At 64.3% G+C, this 18137-nt stretch carries 20 protein-coding genes; 7 read left to right on the forward strand and 13 right to left on the reverse strand.

Translation table 11 applies throughout. From position 1 onward, the window contains the following. Positions 1–161 precede the first annotated feature (161 nt). The gene (locus V7S54_RS10010) at positions 162–1019 is read left to right on the forward strand and encodes a DUF3313 domain-containing protein (RefSeq protein ID WP_176707558.1); all 858 of its coding nucleotides are present in this window, start codon (positions 162–164) and stop codon (positions 1017–1019) included. Positions 1020–1109: 90 nt separating this feature from the next. Here the strand turns inward: V7S54_RS10010 and V7S54_RS10015 are convergent, their stop codons facing one another. Beyond that, the gene (locus V7S54_RS10015) at positions 1110–1661 is read right to left on the reverse strand and encodes a tetratricopeptide repeat protein (protein WP_176707557.1); all 552 of its coding nucleotides are present in this window, start codon (positions 1659–1661) and stop codon (positions 1110–1112) included. Positions 1662–1896: 235 nt separating this feature from the next. Further along, positions 1897–2799: a metallophosphoesterase family protein gene (locus V7S54_RS10020; protein WP_065374252.1), complete on the reverse strand. Its 903-nt coding sequence runs from the start codon at positions 2797–2799 to the stop codon at positions 1897–1899. A 70-nt stretch (positions 2800–2869) separates the two neighbouring features. Between V7S54_RS10020 and V7S54_RS10025 the strand changes: the two genes are divergently transcribed. Then, positions 2870–3379 (forward strand): NUDIX domain-containing protein, encoded by a 510-nt coding sequence (locus V7S54_RS10025; RefSeq protein ID WP_065374251.1) that lies wholly within the window; start codon positions 2870–2872, stop codon positions 3377–3379. Between the two features lie 28 nt (positions 3380–3407). Here the strand turns inward: V7S54_RS10025 and V7S54_RS10030 are convergent, their stop codons facing one another. Further along, entirely contained in the window at positions 3408–4385 is a 978-nt protein-coding gene (locus V7S54_RS10030) for a glutathione S-transferase family protein (RefSeq protein ID WP_065374250.1), read from the reverse strand. A gap of 259 nt (positions 4386–4644) precedes the next feature. Here V7S54_RS10030 and V7S54_RS10035 point away from each other — a divergent pair, with 259 nt between their 5' ends. Continuing rightward, the gene (locus tag V7S54_RS10035; protein ID WP_065374249.1) at positions 4645–5190 is read left to right on the forward strand and encodes a GNAT family N-acetyltransferase; all 546 of its coding nucleotides are present in this window, start codon (positions 4645–4647) and stop codon (positions 5188–5190) included. Between the two features lie 104 nt (positions 5191–5294). Here V7S54_RS10035 and V7S54_RS10040 read toward each other — a convergent pair whose 3' ends face one another. Genes V7S54_RS10040 through V7S54_RS10065 form a run of 6 tightly spaced genes read right to left on the reverse strand, consistent with a single transcriptional unit; the run spans position 5295 to position 13052 of the window. After that, positions 5295–5717 (reverse strand): GNAT family N-acetyltransferase, encoded by a 423-nt coding sequence (locus V7S54_RS10040; RefSeq protein WP_065374248.1) that lies wholly within the window; start codon positions 5715–5717, stop codon positions 5295–5297. Between the two features lie 10 nt (positions 5718–5727). Then, positions 5728–6201 carry a GNAT family N-acetyltransferase gene (locus V7S54_RS10045; protein WP_065374247.1) on the reverse strand — a complete coding sequence of 158 codons (474 nt, stop codon included), beginning with the start codon at positions 6199–6201 and terminating at the stop codon, positions 5728–5730. Beyond that, entirely contained in the window at positions 6198–8267 is a 2070-nt protein-coding gene (locus V7S54_RS10050; protein WP_065374246.1) for a hypothetical protein, read from the reverse strand. The genes V7S54_RS10045 and V7S54_RS10050 overlap by 4 nt, the downstream gene beginning before the upstream one ends. 10 nt (positions 8268–8277) lie before the next feature. Then, on the reverse strand, positions 8278–11118 hold the full coding sequence (locus V7S54_RS10055; protein WP_336408380.1) for a DUF4159 domain-containing protein: 2841 nt from the start codon (positions 11116–11118) through the stop codon (positions 8278–8280). After that, the gene (locus tag V7S54_RS10060) at positions 11115–12035 is read right to left on the reverse strand and encodes a DUF58 domain-containing protein (protein ID WP_065375735.1); all 921 of its coding nucleotides are present in this window, start codon (positions 12033–12035) and stop codon (positions 11115–11117) included. Before V7S54_RS10060 ends, V7S54_RS10055 begins: the two co-directional genes overlap by 4 nt. Positions 12036–12038: 3 nt before the next feature. Beyond that, on the reverse strand, positions 12039–13052 hold the full coding sequence (locus tag V7S54_RS10065) for an AAA family ATPase (RefSeq protein WP_065375734.1): 1014 nt from the start codon (positions 13050–13052) through the stop codon (positions 12039–12041). A gap of 171 nt (positions 13053–13223) precedes the next feature. On the opposite strand from V7S54_RS10065, the gene V7S54_RS10070 reads away from it, so the two are divergent. Genes V7S54_RS10070 through V7S54_RS10080 form a run of 3 tightly spaced genes read left to right on the forward strand, consistent with a single transcriptional unit; the run spans position 13224 to position 15732 of the window. Then, complete coding sequence (locus V7S54_RS10070) at positions 13224–13847, forward strand: DUF1285 domain-containing protein (protein ID WP_065375733.1); 624 nt, start codon at positions 13224–13226, stop codon at positions 13845–13847. After that, complete coding sequence (locus V7S54_RS10075) at positions 13844–14476, forward strand: CoA pyrophosphatase (protein WP_065375732.1); 633 nt, start codon at positions 13844–13846, stop codon at positions 14474–14476. The genes V7S54_RS10070 and V7S54_RS10075 overlap by 4 nt, the downstream gene beginning before the upstream one ends. After that, entirely contained in the window at positions 14473–15732 is a 1260-nt protein-coding gene (locus V7S54_RS10080) for a CCA tRNA nucleotidyltransferase (RefSeq protein WP_065375731.1), read from the forward strand. The genes V7S54_RS10075 and V7S54_RS10080 overlap by 4 nt, the downstream gene beginning before the upstream one ends. A 75-nt stretch (positions 15733–15807) precedes the next feature. Here V7S54_RS10080 and V7S54_RS10085 read toward each other — a convergent pair whose 3' ends face one another. Beyond that, on the reverse strand, positions 15808–15993 hold the full coding sequence (locus V7S54_RS10085) for a DUF1059 domain-containing protein (protein ID WP_057253104.1): 186 nt from the start codon (positions 15991–15993) through the stop codon (positions 15808–15810). A 195-nt stretch (positions 15994–16188) separates the two neighbouring features. Here V7S54_RS10085 and V7S54_RS10090 point away from each other — a divergent pair, with 195 nt between their 5' ends. Continuing rightward, a complete protein-coding gene (locus tag V7S54_RS10090; RefSeq protein ID WP_057253106.1) occupies positions 16189–16731 on the forward strand; it encodes an adenine phosphoribosyltransferase in 543 nt (180 codons plus the stop codon). Between the two features lie 70 nt (positions 16732–16801). On the opposite strand, the gene V7S54_RS10095 is transcribed toward V7S54_RS10090, so the two are convergent. From V7S54_RS10095 to V7S54_RS10105, 3 genes are all read right to left on the reverse strand, one after another. Continuing rightward, complete coding sequence (locus V7S54_RS10095; RefSeq protein WP_057253108.1) at positions 16802–17014, reverse strand: hypothetical protein; 213 nt, start codon at positions 17012–17014, stop codon at positions 16802–16804. Positions 17015–17168: 154 nt separating this feature from the next. After that, a complete protein-coding gene (locus tag V7S54_RS10100; RefSeq protein WP_083203741.1) occupies positions 17169–17639 on the reverse strand; it encodes a MaoC family dehydratase in 471 nt (156 codons plus the stop codon). Then, complete coding sequence (locus V7S54_RS10105) at positions 17639–18091, reverse strand: MaoC family dehydratase (protein WP_065375730.1); 453 nt, start codon at positions 18089–18091, stop codon at positions 17639–17641. Before V7S54_RS10105 ends, V7S54_RS10100 begins: the two co-directional genes overlap by 1 nt. Between the last annotated feature and the right edge of the window lie 46 nt (positions 18092–18137).

Raw genomic sequence — 18137 nt, forward strand, 5'->3', positions numbered from 1 at the left:
GATCGCGTCAAAGTTCGGCCCGAATCTGGCCGGACCTCATCGCACAACTGCAAGTCGATGTCGGGGACACGCCAATGAACACACAGCATCGTAGCAAGAGAATGAACGCCGCTCGGATCGGGGGCGGCCGATGGGGCCGAGCCCAGCTTCGGCGAGGGGCCATGGCCATGCGCATTGGTGCCGTGGTTCCGCTGCTTGTGGGGCTTGCCGCATGCCAGAGCGCTCAGGTCATGGAAACCGGATCGCTATCGTCCTACAAGGATTTCGTCGCCAGCGACGGGATGGTGACCAAGACGAAGTATCGGGTGGATGCCGCCTCGACCAAGAACATTAAGACGGTGCACGTGATCCCGACGACCTTCGCGACCAATGCCGATCTCGACAAGCTTGGAGATCCGCAGAAGAAACTGGTGGCGACGGCGATCGACCGGTCGCTCTGCGAAGCATTGAGTGCGCAGTTCGATGTCGTGCCGATATCGAAGCCGGCGGATATGGCCGTGCGTTCCGTCATCAGCAAGGTCAAATCGACAAATGCCGTTGTTGCGGGCGTATCGACCGTCACCTCGGCGGTCGCTCCCGTTCCGGTTCCGCGCATTCCGATCGGTCTTGGAAGTCTCGCAGTCGAGGCGGAGGCTTTCGACGCGCGGGGCAAGCAGATCGCCGGGCTGACATGGGCGCGCGGTGCCAACATCCTCACCAATGGTTCCCGCGCATCGACGGCAGCCGACGCCTTTGAGCTCGCCGGAGATTTTTCGGGCGATTTCAGTGCGTTGCTGGAGAAATCGGGTGACCCGATGAAATCCGATTTCGAACTGCCTTCGATGAAGAACGTCAAGAACAGCGTCGCCTATGCGGTGACCGGCAAGCCCTCCGATCCCGATTGCGCCGTTTTCGGCAAAGGATCCGGTCTCGGCGGCATCGCCGGTGGCGCGCTCGGTCTGCCGCCGGAATGGTCGGAGAAGAAGAACGAGAGCGCGCCCATTGCAAGCGGCACCAGCGGAGGCGCCAAGAAGGGCTAGATGCCGGCGCATCTCTTGCGCGCTCGGCGCTCTGTCGATTGGCGCAGTAATCGAGGCGGCGCCGGGCGCCGCCTCTATGCTCCCGGCGGGTCAGTACTGGCGGACGCCGCCAAGCGACTGCAACAGAGCGCGGTAGGCCCAGGTGTTTTCGCCGCCGCGATCGCGGATCTCGACGAGCTGCACGCGTGCTTCCTCGACGTGTCCCTGTTCGATCAGCGCCTGGCCCATATAGGAGCGCGCGAGAATGTAGTTCTCGTCGGCCTGGAGCGCGCGCTTGTAGTACTGCATGCCGAGTTCCATGCGGCCGGCCTTGCGGTTGGCATAGCCGAGATAGTTGAGCACGCGGGCGCTCTTCTGGTCCTTGACCGCGCCGAGCACCTTGATGGAATTTTCATACTGGCCGGCATAGGCGAGCTCGCGGGCAGCCCGGAACAGGATATCGTCGCTGAGGTCGCTTTTCTTGGCGTTGACGCAGGCGTTCTTCTTTGCGTCCCACACCTTGCCATCCGTGCATTCGCTGGTCGTCTTGGTCTTCTTGGGCGGTTCGCTGGTATCTTCGCCGGCTGCCATCACGGCCTGCGCCATGAAGCTGGTTGCGCCGGCCACAATCAGGGCGCCAAGCAGGCTCTTCCGGTACATCATGCCATCTCCCGTTCCTTGCGCATGCCCTCGAAAGCCCGCGCGTCGTTTCAAAATGATCGCGTGTCCTTGACGCTCCGTAAGGAGGTGAGCCGCCATCGGGCGGATCCACCGACGAAGCATGACAGAAGACAGTGCACGCCACCAGCAGGCGGCGCACGACTGGGGTATGACGCATGAAAACGGGAAATTATTCGCCGGGCGATGAATATTCTGCGAAGTGGCCCGCCTGACGGCTTCAGAAACGCGTCGTTTCGGCGAGCGTCACCGTCGTTGCGTCACCGTTCAGCGCATAGCGTTCGCGCGTCAGCTGCCAATTGCCCGGCTCGCCGGTGACGGTGAAGAGGTTATAGGCTGCTGGCGGCTTGTGGCCGCCCGGGCCTTGCGAGGCCGAGGCGATGCCAACGACCGGGACCGGTGCATTCTGGCCTTTCAGCCAGTAGACGGTGTTGAGATGGGTGTGGCCATGGATCACGAGCTCCGCACCGCCCGAGGAGATCGTTGCGGCGAAACGGCGGATGCCGATCATGCGCTTGTGCATCGAGGCTGCGCCGCGGATCGGCGGGTGGTGGATCATGACGATGCGAAAGAGGCCCGCGTCGCCGGCCTGACGCAGCAGGTTGACCGTGGCGCGCGCCTGCCTTTGGCCGAAATAGCCGCTTGCGGCAAAGGGGGGCGTTGCGACAGCGGTCGAGCAGCCGATCAGCGCGACCGGTCCGCGCACGCGCATATAGGGAAAGCAACGGTGCCGGTCGTGCCAATGAGCCGGCGCATCGTCGCCGCGCATATAGGGATACCAGGCACGGGTGGTCTTTTCGTAGGCACCCGGAACATAGGCGTCGTGGTTGCCCGGAACGATGGAAATGTTCTCCGGCTTGCCGGCATCCTCCAGCCATTCGGTCACTGCCTTGATCTCAAGCGAAGACGCGAGGTTCACGAGATCGCCTGTCATCGCCAGATGGTCAGGATCCTTCTTCTCGATATCCGCCAGCAGGGTGTCGAGCGTGCCGGTAAAGAGATGCCGGCTGCGGTTGCGGTGCCAGTTGACGAAACCGGTGATGCGCTTCGACGCGAGCTCCCTCAGGGACAATTCGGGCAGGGGCCCGAGATGGACATCGGAGATATGGGCAAGTTTGAACATCGCCCCCGTCTAGCGCATATTCCGGCCGAGGGGAATCAGGTCGCCCGATGAATCGCGTGCGGCCGAAAACATGGGAAGGACGAGACGACTGAACGAGGAACGGCCACCGGAGATGCGGCGCTGGTATCTCCGGCTCCTGATGCGGCTCGCGCATGGCTATTACGCCGTTGCGCGCGGCATGACGATCGGCGTTCGCGCTGCCTGTTTCGATGACGAGGGCCGGGTTTTTCTCGTGCGCCATTCCTATCTGCCGGGCTGGCACCTGCCGGGTGGGGGGCTTGATCGCGACGAAGCCTCGATTAACGGGCTGCTGCGGGAGTTGCGCGAAGAGGGGAACCTGGAGGCAACGGCGCCGCCGGTGCTCATCCAGGTCTACTACAACAGGCGCACGAGCCGCCGCGACCATGTCGTCTTCTACCGCTGCGACGGCGTCAGACAGACAGCGCCGAAGACGCCGGATCTGGAGATCGCCGCGAGCGGCTTCTTCGCGCTCAATGCGCTGCCGGAGGATACCACGCCGGCGACACGTCGCCGGCTTGCGGAACTCGCCGGCAGAGCTGCCTTCGACATTCACTGGTAGAGGCGGTCGATCCGCTCGAGCACTCGATCTACAGCCTTTCGCGTCCGTGCGGGGAGGTGAGGTCGAGCACCGGACCCATTGGCACGACGCCGGTCGGGTTGATGGTCGTGTGGCTGCGGTAGTAGTGCTCCTTGATGTGGCGCATATCGACGGTCTCGGCCACGCCCGGGACCTGGTAAAGCTCCCGGAGGTAACCTTGCAGGTTCGGATAGTCGGCGATCCGGCGGATGTTGCACTTGAAGTGGCCGACATAGACCGGGTCGAAACGCACCAGCGTGGTGAACAGGCGCCAGTCGGCCTCGGTGAGGCGGCTGCCGGTCAGGTAGCGATGCGACGCAAGGCGCTCTTCCAGCTTGTCGAGCCGGGAAAAGAGCGCAGTAACGCTCTCCACATAGGCGGCCTGCGTGGTGGCAAAGCCCGCCTTGTAAACCCCGTTGTTGACGTCGTTGTAGACGTCGGCATTCAGCGCATCGATTTCGGCGCGCAGTTCTTCCGGGTAGAAGTCGGTCGTCGAGCCGGTCAGCCCGTCGAAGGCGGAATTGAACATCCGGATGATCTCGGACGATTCATTCGAGACGATGGTGTTTTGCTGCTTGTCCCAAAGAACCGGCACGGTCACGCGGCCGGAATAGTGGGCGTCGGCACGGGTATAGATCTGCCACAGCGCCTTCGATCCGAAGAGATGGTCGCCGGTGCCGATGCCGCCGTCCTTGAACTCCCAGCCCTGGGCGAGCATCAGCGGATCGACGACCGAAACGGAAATGAGGTCCTCGAGCTTTTTCAGCTTGCGGAAGATCAGCGTGCGGTGCGCCCAGGGGCAGGCGAGCGAAACATAGAGATGATAGCGACCGGCCTCCGCCTTGAAACCGCCGTCGCCGCTCGGTCCCGCCGATCCGTCTGCTGTCACCCAGTTGCGGAACTGCGAGGCGCTGCGCTTGAAATGGCCGTTCGTTGCCACCGTGTCATACCAGACGTCCTGCCAGACGCCGTCCACCAACCTGCCCATCTTGAATTCTCCTTCGTGATCGTTGCCCTCATAGATAGCGCTTCCAGCGGCGTCCGATAGATGGCGAAATCCGAACAGTGCGTTTTAGGCTTTGACAGCGGGCAATTTTCTGATATCGGCGATCTCACACTTTTTTTCGTGTTGGAAGAAACCACACTGATGATGTTCTCGGGAAACCTGCGACGACGCTGATGCTGCCAACGCCCGGTTTGGGCGAAGCCATCCCTATGTCTGTTCGCATGCCTGGTTTCTCGATCCCATGAAAAAGCACGATCTCGTCTACCTGACCGAAGACGCGTCCCATGACGCAGCCATCGAAATCATCAACGAAGAAGCCTTCGGTCCCGGCCGGTTTGCCCGGGCGGCCGCGCGCATCCGCGAGCAGGGGCCGCATGATCGGTCGCTCTCCTTCATCTGTACCGACTATGGCGAGACGATCGCATCGGTCAGGATGACGCCTGTGATGGCAGGATCGATCAAGGGCCATCTGCTTGGGCCGCTGGCCGTACGGCCTTCGCACAAGAACATGGGTATCGGCCGGGAGCTCGTGCGCATCGCCGTCGAAGCGGCGCGGCGGCAGGGTTCGGAGGCGGTGATCCTCGTTGGCGATCCGCCCTATTATCAGCCGCTCGGCTTCGAGAAGGTGCGCTACGGTGCGCTCGAATTTCCGGGACCGGTCGATCCCGCCCGCGTGCTCGTCGTGCCGATGGCCGAGGGCGTGCATGCTGGCCTTGCCGGCACCATCGGCTGGCGGGACGATGCGGTGGCATCCGCCGTGCCGCTCGAGCTGCAGCTCGCGGTCTGAGACCAGAGCATCCCGCTTTCAGGTGGAAACACCGAAGGTGGAAAGATGCTCTAGATCCAAAGTGCTAGAGCGTCCTGTGTGCGTTCAATTGAACGCACGGCGCTCTAGCCGGAGACGAGCGATTTCTTCAGGAAGACCCGGGTGCGGCCGATGGGGAAGTCCGGCAATTCGCCGAAGGCCTGGTAACCCTGGCGTTCGTAAGCCCGCCGGGCTTGCGGGTTGAAGGTGTCGATCCAGGCACTGTGGCAGCCGCGGCGTCGAGCTTCGTCTTCCGCCGCCTGAAGCAGCTTGCCGGCAAGGCCCTGGCCACGAAGATCCTCCGGCAGCCACAGCCATTGCACGAAGAGCCAGCCCCAGCCGGTGTAGCCGTTCAAGCCACCGCGTTGCCCCTTCGCCTCGGAACCGCCAACGAGCACGGCGAGCGGTCTCCGCTCCGACGGGCCGACATCGGCGGCATTGAAGGCCGCGAGGCCATTGCCGATCGCTTCCAGCGCCTCGGCCGGAGGCGCGTCCGTTACCTCGAACATCGAAAACCTCTCAGGTGCGGCGCATGCTGAAGACGTCGAGGCGATCCTCGCCCACGTCCCTTTCATCGAGCCGCCAGCCGAGACGCTCGTAAAAGGCGCGCTTGCCGGGAAGGGCGCAGAGATGCACGGCCTCTGCGCCTGCATCGAGGGCCGCACGGGCGGCCTTCAGCACGATGTCGCCGCCGATGCCGGTGCCGCGGAACGGCGGGTCGACCCAGACGGCCGCCACCCAGGGTGAGAGGTCCGGTCGCTCCTCGAGGTCCGAGGCAATTACAGAGGCGGTGCCGACGAAGCGATCTCCGGCGTGTGCCACCAGGCAAAGGGGTTCTGCATCTTCGGTGAGGCTCTCCTGCAGCAGGCAGGTAATATGGCTCAGAGGAAACCCCCGCGGCTCCCACCAAGCGCGCCAGATGCGATCGGCCACGGCATCGAAGAAATGCGGTGTGTCGCGAAGGTTGCTGACGACGACGTTCCGTTCGGTCATCGTCCCTCGCGATACCAGGTGGCGGAGATCAGGAAGAGCAGTGCCGCAAGCCCGAGGAGGCCGGTAAACAGCGGCAGCGAGTTGATGCCCTTCAGCACGGTTTCGTCGGTCATGCGGATAGAGAGGCGCTGGTCGTCGGCCGAACGTATCGAGCCTCTGACCGGCAGGACCGTCGGCAGATCGAGCGGCCCGTCGGCGCTTGCGAGACGCCGCACCAGCCCCTTGGTCTTCTCCGCCCACGGGCGCAGCTTGTCCTCGGTCGAGATCGCCGCCTTGAACTCGGGCGCATTGGGATCGCCGACATGGGCAAGGGCCGTGAGTTCACCATTGGCCATCTCGAACAGGCCGGTCTCGGTCGTGGCGAGTTCTGCCGAATAGAGACCCGGCTGGCGCTCGGTCAACTTCACGTCCTGCTTTTGGCCCGACGGCGAAACGAGCGAAACGGGACCCGGGTCACCGTCGATCGTCTGACGGGTGATTTCCAGCGTGCGGCCCCGGGCGCGTGCCGTCAGCGCCTCTTCTTCGAGCGAGGGCTCCTGCATCAGCCAATGGGCGGTGCGGCGATAGAGCGAGACATGCGGACCGCCGCCTTCGAAGCCGCGAGCCCAAAGCCAGCCCTGGTCGGAGAGCAGCATGGCGACGCGGCCCTTGCCCACACGGTTGAGCACGAGCAGCGGCTTGCCATCGGCCGCTTCCATCACCGTATTGCCCTCAGGCCTGTCGACATCGACCGTACGGAACCAGCGGCCCCAGTGCGGCGGCTCGCTATCGGAGCCTTCGAGGCCGCGGGTTACCGGATGTTTCTTCCCTTCCTCCGACAGGCGGGGGAAGAAGGCCTTCTCGTTCATCACACCCGTGGGCGCGGCCGGAAGCACGGCCGAGAGCGGCGTTGCGGCGATCGAATCGTCGCCGGCATGTTCCGGCCCGGCGGCAATCAGAAGCGCGCCGCCGTTCTCCACATATTGCGCGATGTTGTCGTAGTAGAGGATCGGCAGCAGGCCACGATGCTGGTAGCGATCGAGGATGATCAGGTCGAACTCGTTGATCTTGTCGACGAACAGTTCACGCGTCGGGAACGCGATCAGCGACAGTTCGTTGATCGGCGTACCATCCTGCTTTTCCTGCGGACGCAGAATGGTGAAGTGCACGAGATCGACCGCGGCGTCGGATTTCAGGAGATTACGCCAGGCACGCTCACCGGCATGAGGCTCGCCGGACACAAGCAGCACGCGCAGATTTTCGCGAATGCCGTCGAGCACATGAACCGCACGGTTGTTGGTCGTGGTCACTTCGCCCGGAACCGCATCCACCGCAAATTCGAGCACGTTGTTGCCGCCGCGTGTAACCTTGAAGCTGAAGGGGACGTCGGTGCCCGGCTCGGCCCGTTCCCGGGCGATTTCGTTGCCGTTGAGGCGGATGCTGACTTCCGCGGTCCCGCCGGGTGCGGCGCCGTCGTCGACAACCCGGAACGAGAGCTTCTGCTCTTCGCCGACGATGCCGAAGCGCGGCGGGTTGATGAGCTCGACGCGCCGGTCGAACTCATCAGGCTTGCCGGTGATCAGGCCATGAACCGGGGCGTCGAAACCCAGTTTGCGGCTGACGTCGGGCACGTCGTGGATCTGGCCATCGGTCACGAAGATGGCGCCGCCGATGCGCGCTGGCGGAACATCGGCGAGCGCTGTCGCGAGTGTGGTGAAGAGGTTGGTCGCCGGCGAGACGCTCGCCGGATCGGTCTTGGCCTCGACGATGCGCGGCTCGATCAGCGGTATCGCCGCCAGCCGCGCCTTCAGGCCCTCGACCGCACGATCGGTCTGCTCGGTGCGGTCGCCATTCTGCTGGCTCTGGCTGCGGTCAACCACGATCGCGACGATCGTCGAGAGCGGATCACGCAGTTCGACGAAGATGGAAGGATTGGCGATCGCCAGGGCGAGTGCGGCCAAGGCGAGGGCGCGCAGCCAGGCGCCGCGTATCTTTCGCCATAGGCCGTAGCCGATGAACAGCGCCGCGACGATCAGAAGCGGCACGAAGAACATCAGTGGAAGCAGCGGAGCAAAACCATAAGTCATCGATCAGCCCTCACTGCCCAAGCCTCTGGAGGAGGTCCGGCACATGAACCTGATCGGACTTGTAGTTGCCGGTCAGCATGTACATCATGATGTTGACCCCCGCCCGATAGGCATATTCGCGCTGCATTTCGTCCGGCGGTACCGTCGGCAGAAGCGGCGCGCCGTTGGTGTCGACAGCCCAGGCGCCGGCGAAGTCGTTGCCGGTGATCATGATCGGCGTGACGCCATCGCCGCCGCGCACCGGTCGGTTCGTCTGCTCCTCGGCGTCATGGGGCGCGGCTTCCACCCACAACTGGCTCTCGGTGTAACGCCCGGGAAAATTCGAAAGCAGGTAGAAGGCCTTTGTGAGCACGTGGTCGGAGGGCACCGGTTCCAGCGGCGGAATGTCGAGGCCGTTCAGCATCTCCTGCAGGCGCTGCACATTGGGGCTGTCGCCCGCTGCCGAAGGCGTGAGCGAGGAGAACTGGTCGCGCGTGTCGAAGAGCACAGTCCCGCCATTGCGCATATAGGCGTCGATCCGGCTCATCACTCTGCTGCTCGGCATCGGCGCCGTGGCAGATACCGGCCAATAGATGATCGGGTAGAACGCCAGCTCGTCCTGTTCCAGATCGACGCCAACGGGGGCGCCCGGTTCCAGAGCCGTGCGATAGGTCAGGTAGTTGCTGAGGCCCAGGAGGCCCTGTTCCGACAATCGATCGACCTCGGCCTCGCCGGTTATGACATAGGCGAGGTGGGTCGTGTCGAGGCGTTGCAGTGTCTGCGCGTCGCTTGGCTGGCTATCCTGCGCGTGAACAATCGTGGGTGCCAGGGCAACAAGACCAAGGGCAGCAAGACCAAGCGTGGCAAGGCCAAGGGTTGCAAGCAGGGCTGCCGTGGCCGCGCCACCGGCAGCGCGGCGGCGCAATCCCGTGAGGCCGCCGGCCATATAAAGCACGATCAACGTGTCGATCAGGAAAAGCATCAGCGCGAGCCCGAAGAGATACGGCCGGATCGAGAACGGGCGCACGCCTTCCAGCCCCTCCGCGCGTTCGCTGACGAGGCTGCCTCTGATAGGAGCGATGCTGCCGCCGTCGGGGAGAAGATTGTTGGCAACGAAGCCCTCTTCCGAGCCGTAGAGGCCGGGCGGTGTATCTGCGGAAACAATCGGCGCAACTCCGGGGGCGATCTCAAGCGGCCGGGCGCTGCCCGTCTCCGTGGTCAGTTCTCCCCGGGCGTTTACCAGGCGATAGGGCGGCAGGGTCTGCGCCTTGCTTGTCTGGTCGCCGGCAATGCCGCCGGCACGTGAAAGCTGGATGGACCGGCGCAGCATGTCGACGAAGGAGCCTGAAATCGGCAGGTTCGACCAGCCCGGGTCGGCGCTCACGTGGAAGAGCACGATGCGTCCACGTCCGCGTTCGGCTGTCGTGACCAACGGCGTGCCATCGGCGAGGTTGGCCCAGGTCCGTTCGGCAAGGTCCGGTGTCGGCTGCGCCAGAACCTGGCGTTTGACAAGGACATCGCGCGGATGCTCGAGACCGGCAAAGGGGCTGGAAGTTGGGTAGTCGGCAAGCGGCTGCGGCTCTGACCAGGAGAGCGCGCCGTCGAGGGACCGTTCGCCCTGCCTGAGCACGACGGGGACGAGCGGGTCGTCGGCAGGTGCACCGGCCAGCCTCGGGCCGGCAAAGCGAACGAGCATGCCGCCATTCTCCAGCCAGCGCGTCACCAGCGGATAGCTTTCGTCCGGCAACCGGCCGACGTCGGCCATGACCAGGATCGACGGATTTTGAGCGAGAAGTTCGGCAATCGCCTTGCCGATCGCTTCCTCTCGCGGCTCGATCAGGTCGGCATGCGGTTCGAGCGCCCGCTTGATATAATAGAGCGGTGAAAGCAGCGGTTGCGACTGGTGAACCTCGCCGCTCAGCAAGGCCACGCGACGACGGCGATTGCCATCGTCGAGCAGGTGGATGCCGCCGGCCGTCGCCTGGCCCTCGATCGTCAGTCGCGCGAAATCGTTGCGCAGCTCGAAGGGGGCCCTCAACAGGGCATTCGCTGCCGTGGCGCCGGAGGCGAAGCGGAGCTCGCCTTCGGCGATGGCGGTGCCGCGCGCGTCGCGGGCAAAGACGTAATAGGCGCGCGGCTCGCCAAGCGGCAGCCGCGATGCCGTGACCCGCATGCCCTCGTTCTCGTTGGTCGCGGACGTCAACGCGATGGCGCTTTCCGCATTGCCTTCGATCCGGCGGACGTTGGTCGCGCCGATCTCCGCGACTTGGCGCATCGTCTGACCGTCCCCGGCCTCGATCCCGTCACTGAGGAACGCAAGCGTGCCAGGCGGCGAGCTCGCGAGGGCGGCTTTCATGGCAGCAAGCGCCCGATCGCGCGCGGCCGGCAGCGGTTGCGGCTGCGCCGCGGCCAGGCGGTCGCGCGCGGTGGTGGCGGAAGCCGGGGTCGCATCGTGCTGTCGGTCGGTCGTGAAGACGATCGAAACCGGCAGATCCTTCGCCTCCGCGTCGTCGATGAGCGCGTTGGCGGCCTCGACCCGCCGATCCCAATCGGAGACCGTCGCCCAGCTGTTGTCGATGACGAGCGCCAGCGGGCCAGCCGAGGAAAGCGTGTTCTGTCGCGGGTTGAATACGGGATCGGCGATCGCCAGGATCACCGCCGCGGCCATCAGCATGCGCAGCAGGGTCAGCCACCAGGGGCTTTGGGCCGGGGTTTCCTCGCGTTTCATCACCGACGCCAGGATGCGCAGCGGCGGGAAGACTTCGGCCGCAGGCCTTGGCGGCGTCATGCGCAGCAGCCACCAGATGACAGGCAGGGCAACCAGGGCGGCGAGGATGGCGGGGTTGGTGAAGAGGAAGGGCAAGCTGCTCATAGCTGGCCCCCATGCGTCGCGCGTCCCGGCATGCCGGAGAGATAGGTGTGCACGGCGACGAGCGCCTCCGAGGCGGGCCGGTCGGTTCTGTGCGGGGTAAAGGTCCAGCCGAGGTGGCGGAGCGTCACGCCCAGGCTGTCGCGGCGGCTGACATAGGCGCGCTGGTAGTCCTCGCGCAGCACTTCGGCGCGGCCGGCCGTCAGCTTCTCGCCGGTCTCCGGGTCGGTGAATTCGGTGCGGCCGCTATAGGGAAACACCTCTTCTGCAGGGTCGGCGATCTCGACCACATGGCCGCGCAAACCCCGCCGTGCCAGCGGGCCGAGGCGGTCCATGATCTTTTCCGCCGGATCGAGAAAATCGCCGATCAGCACGAGATCGCTGGCGCTGCGGATCATGCCGGTGTCGGGGAGGCCTTCAGCGAGCGGGCTCAGCATGATTGCGGTCGCCAGCCGTTCGGCGGCATTGCGGGCCGAGATCGGTTCCATGATGCCGGGGCAGCCGATGCGTTCGCCGGAGCGCGCGAGGATCTCGGCGAGCGCCAGCATCAACACGAGCGCGCGGCTCTCCTTGGAGACCGTGCCGAGCCTCGACTTGTACATCATCGACGGGGAAAGATCCGCCCACAGCCAGATGGTATGCGCAGCCTCCCATTCGCGGTCGCGCACGTAAGTGTGGTCGTCGCGGGCCGAACGGCGCCAGTCGATGCGCGACATGCTTTCGCCGTCGCTATAGGGCCGGAACTGCCAGAAATTCTCGCCGATGCCGCGCTTGCGCCGGCCATGCCAGCCAGAGATCACGGTGTTGGCGATCCGCCGTGCTTCGACCAGGCAATCGGGGACGAGCATGGCGCGCTGTTGCGCGCGGGAAAGTACTTCACCAGCAGGAGTACGCGAGACTATGTGCCCGACGGTGGCCATGCCTTAGCCTCTGGCCTGTTTCACCAGATCGGCGATGACGTCGCGCACGGTCATGCCTTCGGCGCGGGCAGCGAAGGTCAGCGCCATGCGGTGCTGAAGCACGGGCTCGGCAAGCGCCAGGATGTCGTCGATCGATGGCGCCAGGCGGCCGTCGTAAAGCGCGCGGGCGCGGGCGCAGAGCATCAGCGCCTGGCCGGCGCGCGGTCCTGGACCCCAGGCGACGTTCTTGTCGGTCGCGGCATTGCCGTTGCCGGGACGGGCGGAGCGAACGAGGTCCAGGATCGCGTCGACCACCTTTTCACCGACCGGCATCTGGCGGATGAGGGCCTGGATCTGCTGCAGCCGCGCGGCATCGATGACCGGGTGGGCGGTTGCTTCGCTGACACCCGTGGTCTCGAGCAGGATCTGCCGCTCGGCCGCAAGGTCCGGATAGCCGACATCGACCTGCATCAGAAAGCGGTCGAGCTGAGCCTCGGGCAGGGGATAGGTGCCCTCCTGCTCCAGGGGGTTCTGGGTGGCAAGCACGTGGAAGGGCGCCGGCAGGTCCTTGCGGGCGCCGGCCACGGTGATGTGATACTCCTGCATCGCCTGCAGCAGCGCCGATTGCGTGCGCGGCGAGGCGCGGTTGATTTCGTCGGCCATCAGCAATTGCGTGAAGATCGGGCCGTGAATGAAGCGGAACGAGCGATGGCCGGCCGCATCCTGGTCCATGACTTCGGAGCCGAGAATGTCTGACGGCATCAGGTCGGGCGTGAACTGCACGCGGCTGGAATCAAGGCCGAGTACGGTGCCGAGCGTGGCGACGAGCTTCGTCTTGGCAAGGCCCGGAACGCCGACGAGCAGGGCATGGCCGCCGGAGAGAACGGCGAGCAGCGTCTGCTCGACAACGCTTTCCTGGCCGAAGATGACCTTGCCGACTTCCGCACGCACCCGGGCGATTTCGCCGAGAGCGCTTTCGGCCGCGGCGACAATCGCCTTCTCGTCGATCGCGTCGGTCGCGCCCTTCATCACAGTCATGGTCGTACTCCCCGGTTGCCCGTTGTTAAACCGAATCGCCCCATACCGGGATTTCAGTTGCCAAATTCCAATTTAGACCCTGCCGGACGGCTGACAAGTCGGCGCCGACGCACTATCTCGTGAGATATCAAAGGTCTCGATCTGAAAATCGGGGTCAAACGGGACGGAACAATGGCAGAAGCCGAAATTCAGCAAACCGGTGATGCCGCCGGACTGGCGGCACTGATTGCGCGTGCTGCGGGGCAGACCGGCGAAAAGGCGCGCGGCTTGCCGCCGGTGGACCGCTGGAATCCGCCGTTCTGCGGCGACATCGACATGGAGATCCGCGCCGACGGCACCTGGTTCTATCTCGGCACACCGATCGGCCGGCAGCCCCTGGTCCGGCTGTTTTCCACCGTCTTGCGCAAGGACGAGGACGGGCGCACCTATCTCGTGACTCCTGTGGAAAAGGTCGGCATCCGCATCGTCGATGCGCCCTTCGTGGCCGTCGAAATGAGCATGACCCAAGGGGAAGAGGGCCAGGTCCTGACCTTCCGCACCAATGTCGGCGATGTGGTCGAAGCCGGGCCGGAGCATCCGCTGCGCTTCGTCATCCACGGCGAGAACCGGGAGCTGAAGCCCTATCTGCATGTGCGCGGGCGCCTGGAGGCGCTGGTCTCCCGGCCGGTCATGTATGACATCGTCGAACTCGGTGAGACGCTTGAAGTCGATGGCACCGAGATGTTCTGCGTACGCTCGGGCGGCGCCGTCTTCCCGATCATGCCGGCGGCCGAACTGGAAGCGCTGTCGCGATGAACCGGCATCTCTTCTCCGCTGACGAGTTCCGTCGACGCGCGCTGACCCAGATGGGTGGACCGGTGGAAACCTCCTGGCGCGACCATGGCGATTTCCTGCTCAATCCGGGCATCGTGCCCTATCTGGAGACGCTGCATCTCAAGGATGCCGCAGTCCTTGTGCCCGTCGTCGACGATGGCGACGATGCGAGCGTCATCCTGACCCAGCGCACGGCGGGCCTGCGCAAGCATTCCGGCCAGGTCGCCTTTCCCGGCGGCGCCGTCGATCCAGAGGACCGGTCCGTCGAAGTGGCGGCACTGCGCGAAGCGCAGGAGGAGATCGGCCTCGATCCGCGCTTCGTCGAAACCATCGGCCGGCTGCCGCACTACATGGCCATGTCCGGTTTTCGCATCACCCCGGTGCTGGCGGTGGTCAAGCCCGGCTTCGAGCTGATGGCGAATCCGGAAGAGGTCGAAAGCGTCTTCGAAGTGCCGCTGTCCTTCCTGATGAATCCGAGCAATCACGCCCGCGGTCGCGGGCATTGGCAGGGCGAGGAGCGGCATTTCTATCGAATGCCCTATGGTGACCATAACATCTGGGGTATCACCGCCGGCATTCTCCGCATGCTCTATGAAAGGCTTTACGCATGACTTCCGTTGCCGGCGAAGGCTGGTTTTCATCGCCCTCTCTCCGCCGTGTTTTCGAGGTCCTGAACGTCGAGGGCGGCGAAGTCAGGGTTGTCGGCGGCGCCGTGCGCAACAGCCTGATGGGCCTGCCGGCCGGCGACATCGATATGGCGACCACCTGGCGCCCCGACCAGGTCGCTGAGCGGGCGAAGGCGGCAGGCATCAAGTTGGTGCCAACAGGCATCGATCACGGCACCGTGACGCTCGTCATCGACGGAACGCCCTATGAGGTGACGACGCTCCGGCGTGACGTTTCGACCGATGGCCGGCGCGCGGAAGTCGCCTTCGGCACCGACTGGAAGGCGGATGCCGAACGGCGGGATTTCACCATCAACGCACTGTACGCGAACGATCGCGGTGACGTGTTCGACGATGTCGGTGGGCTCTCGGACATCGAGACGCGCACGTTGCGCTTCATCGGCGATGCTTCCGAACGCGTCGCCGAGGACTATCTGCGCATTCTGCGTTTCTTCCGGTTCTTCGCGCATTACGGCAGCGGCAGGCCGGATGCCGAGGGCTTGCGCGCCTGTGCCAGGGCGCGCTCGAAGCTTGCAACGCTTTCGGCCGAGCGGGTCTGGGCCGAAACAAAGAAGTTGCTTTCCGCCGCCGATCCGGGCCGGTCGCTGCTGTGGATGCGCCAGGCCGGCGTGCTGACCGAAATTCTGCCGGAAACGGAAAAATGGGGGATCGACGCGATCCCGGATATCGTTGCCGCCGAGCGGGCCTTTGGCTGGACGCCGGACCCGCTTCTGCGCCTGGCCGCAATCGTGCCGCCGGATGAAGAGCGGCTGGAGGCAATGGCGGAGCGCCTCCGTCTGTCGAAGGCGGAAGCTGCCTATTTCAGCCGCTGGGCCAAGGCGCCGGCGGTCCCCGCGACCACCGTCGACACGGCCTTCGATCGGTTGCTCTATCGTCATGGCGTGGAGGGGATTGTCGTAGCGCTGCGGCTGGCGCTGGCAACGGCGCGGCGCAAGTCGGAAGGCGACCCGGCGCTGCTGTCGGAGACCGCGGCACTGCGCCGGCTGCTGGCACGCGCCGAGACCTGGAAGCGGCCTAGCTTCCCGCTGAATGGCGGCGACGTGCTGAAGGCCGGCGTTGCGGCGGGCCCGCGCGTGGGGGAGATCCTCGGCGAACTCGAAAATCTCTGGATCGAGCGCAACTTCAGTCTCGACCGGGCAAACCTCATCGCCCGGCTCGAAGCCATGGTGCAGCCGGACTAGGCGGACGGCTAGCGCCGCCTTGAGGACGGCTACCCCGTCTGGGCCGGACGGCTTTACGCCGCCTTGACCGGACGGCTACGCCGCCTTGGATTCGTCGGTGATCCGGGCCTTGATGTTGTCGATCATGTTTTCGCGAATGACCGTCTCGCCGTGCGTTTCGCGCATGTGCTCGACGGCGCGGCGCACGATTTCGGCATCGTTGTCGGCGCGCGTGTGCCATTCGCAACCCGGGACGAGGGAACCGCATTCAAACAGGCGCATGGTGCTTCCTTCCCTGTCTAAACTTTGATGCGAGAGCGCGGCGCGCCGGTCGGGCGACCGCACGATTAGAGTAGCATCAACCCCCAAGGGCGGCCAATTGTTCCCGCCGACGACGCGAGAAGAAACCGTTATAGACAAAGAGGCCGATGGTGTTATGGGTTTGCGGTAACAAGAGACGCAAAGGCCCTTTTGCCCATGACCACCGTTCAATCGGAACTGATCTCCGCGATCCGGAACATTCCTGATTATCCGAAGCCGGGCGTGATGTTTCGCGATATCACCACGCTGCTCGGCAATCCGCGTGCATTCCGCCGCGCGATCGATGAACTGGTGCATCCCTATGCCGGCACCAAGATCGACAAGATCGCCGGCATCGAAGCGCGCGGTTTCATTCTCGGTGGCGCGATCGCACACCAGCTTTCCTCCGGCTTCGTGCCGATCCGCAAGAAGGGCAAGCTGCCGCACGACACCGTGCGCATCGCCTACAGCCTGGAATACGGCGTCGACGAGATGGAGATGCACAAGGACGCGATCAAGCCGGGTGAAAAGGTGATCCTCGTCGACGATCTGATTGCGACCGGCGGGACGGCGGAAGCTGCCACCAAGCTTCTGAAGCAGATGGGCGCCGATATCGTCGCCGCCTGCTTCGTCATCGACCTCCCCGATCTCGGTGGACGCAAGAAGCTCGAAGCGCTCGGCGTCAATGTCCGCACGCTGATCGAATTCGAAGGCCACTGATCCTGATGGGCGATAGCGGCGCGGATCGAAATCCGCGCTGCCGTGCCGCACCGGATCATTTTCGATCGCTTCAGAGGCGATTGATCGTCCGCAACATCAGCTGAACTTCACGCTGTGTGGCGGGTGGCAGTGTCTCTACTTCCTTTTGCCAGAACTGTTCGGCTTCCGGAGGCTCGTCTTCCCAACTTCTGACGGATGTCTCGTTATCGTCGATCACGACACGGCGATGGCCGCCGAGACGCAGATAGGCGTCCGCCAGTTCACAGACATGGGTTTTTTCCATGGCCAACACTCCCGTTTCCTTGATGCAAGGCGGGCATCCCGCACGGGGTAAGTGACAGGCGGCACCGCGCTTTGTCTGGTGCTGATTTTACGCGCAAACCGCGCTGGAATTAAGATGTCTCTGGAGCTGCGTCGCCCGAAGGCGGCGCTCGTTGCTACACGAACTCGATCACCTTGCTCTCGAAGCGGATCACCGCCTCGCCGTGCTGGTTGTCGCCTTCGCACAGGATCGTGTTGATCCGCCAGCCGGGTTTCGAGGTGAGCGAGCGGCTTTCGAGGAAGGTCACGAAATAGGTGACCGTGTCTCCGGCATAGACCGGCTTCAACCATTTGAGATCGCGAAAGCCGGGCGAGGGGCCGAGGTTCGGCGCACGCAGACCCTCGGCGGCAAGCCGGCGCTGCTCGTTTCTCCAGAAGCGGACGAAGCATTGCATCCATCCGGCGCTGGTATGCCAGCCCGATGCACAGAGTCCACCGAACAGCGAATGCCGCGCCGCTTCCTCATCGAGATGAAAAGGCTGCGGGTCGAAGTCGCGGGCGAAGCGGATGATGTTTTCGGCCGTGAAGGTCAGGCTGCCGATGGCGGTCCTGGCCCTAGCGGCGTAGAATTCTTCCATCGTCATCATCAGGCTTGCCCCTTCTCGCGGCAGCGAAAGAGAACGGTGCATTCGGAGACCGCCACGGGCTCACCCGCCTGGTTGGTGATTTCGTTGCGGAATTTGACGATGCCGAGATCGGGCTTCGATTTCGACCGCCGCGCCTCGAGCACGAGGCTGAAGCCGTTGAGGATATCGCCTGATATGACCGGCTTCCTCCAGTCCATGAAGTCGATGCCGGGCGAGCCTTGAGACGTCGAATTGCCCATGAAGGCGTCGAGCATCATGCGCATGCCGACGGCGCTGGTGTGCCAGCCGGATGCGGCAAGTCCGCCAAGAATGCTGCGTTTTCCCGCTTCCTCGTCGAGATGCATCGGCTGCTGGTCGAACTCACTGGCGAAGGCGATCATCTCCGCCGGCTTCATCTCGACCGGCGTGTAGTCGAAACGCCGCCCTTCGGAAAAATCCTCGAAATACAGCATGCTTGAGTTGTCCCGTCTGATTTGCTGCCGTCTACCTACTGCATAA

The organism is Ensifer sp. CCNWLY38 (assembly GCF_037120565.1).
Classification (GTDB): Bacteria; Pseudomonadota; Alphaproteobacteria; order Rhizobiales; family Rhizobiaceae; genus Ensifer; species Ensifer adhaerens_H.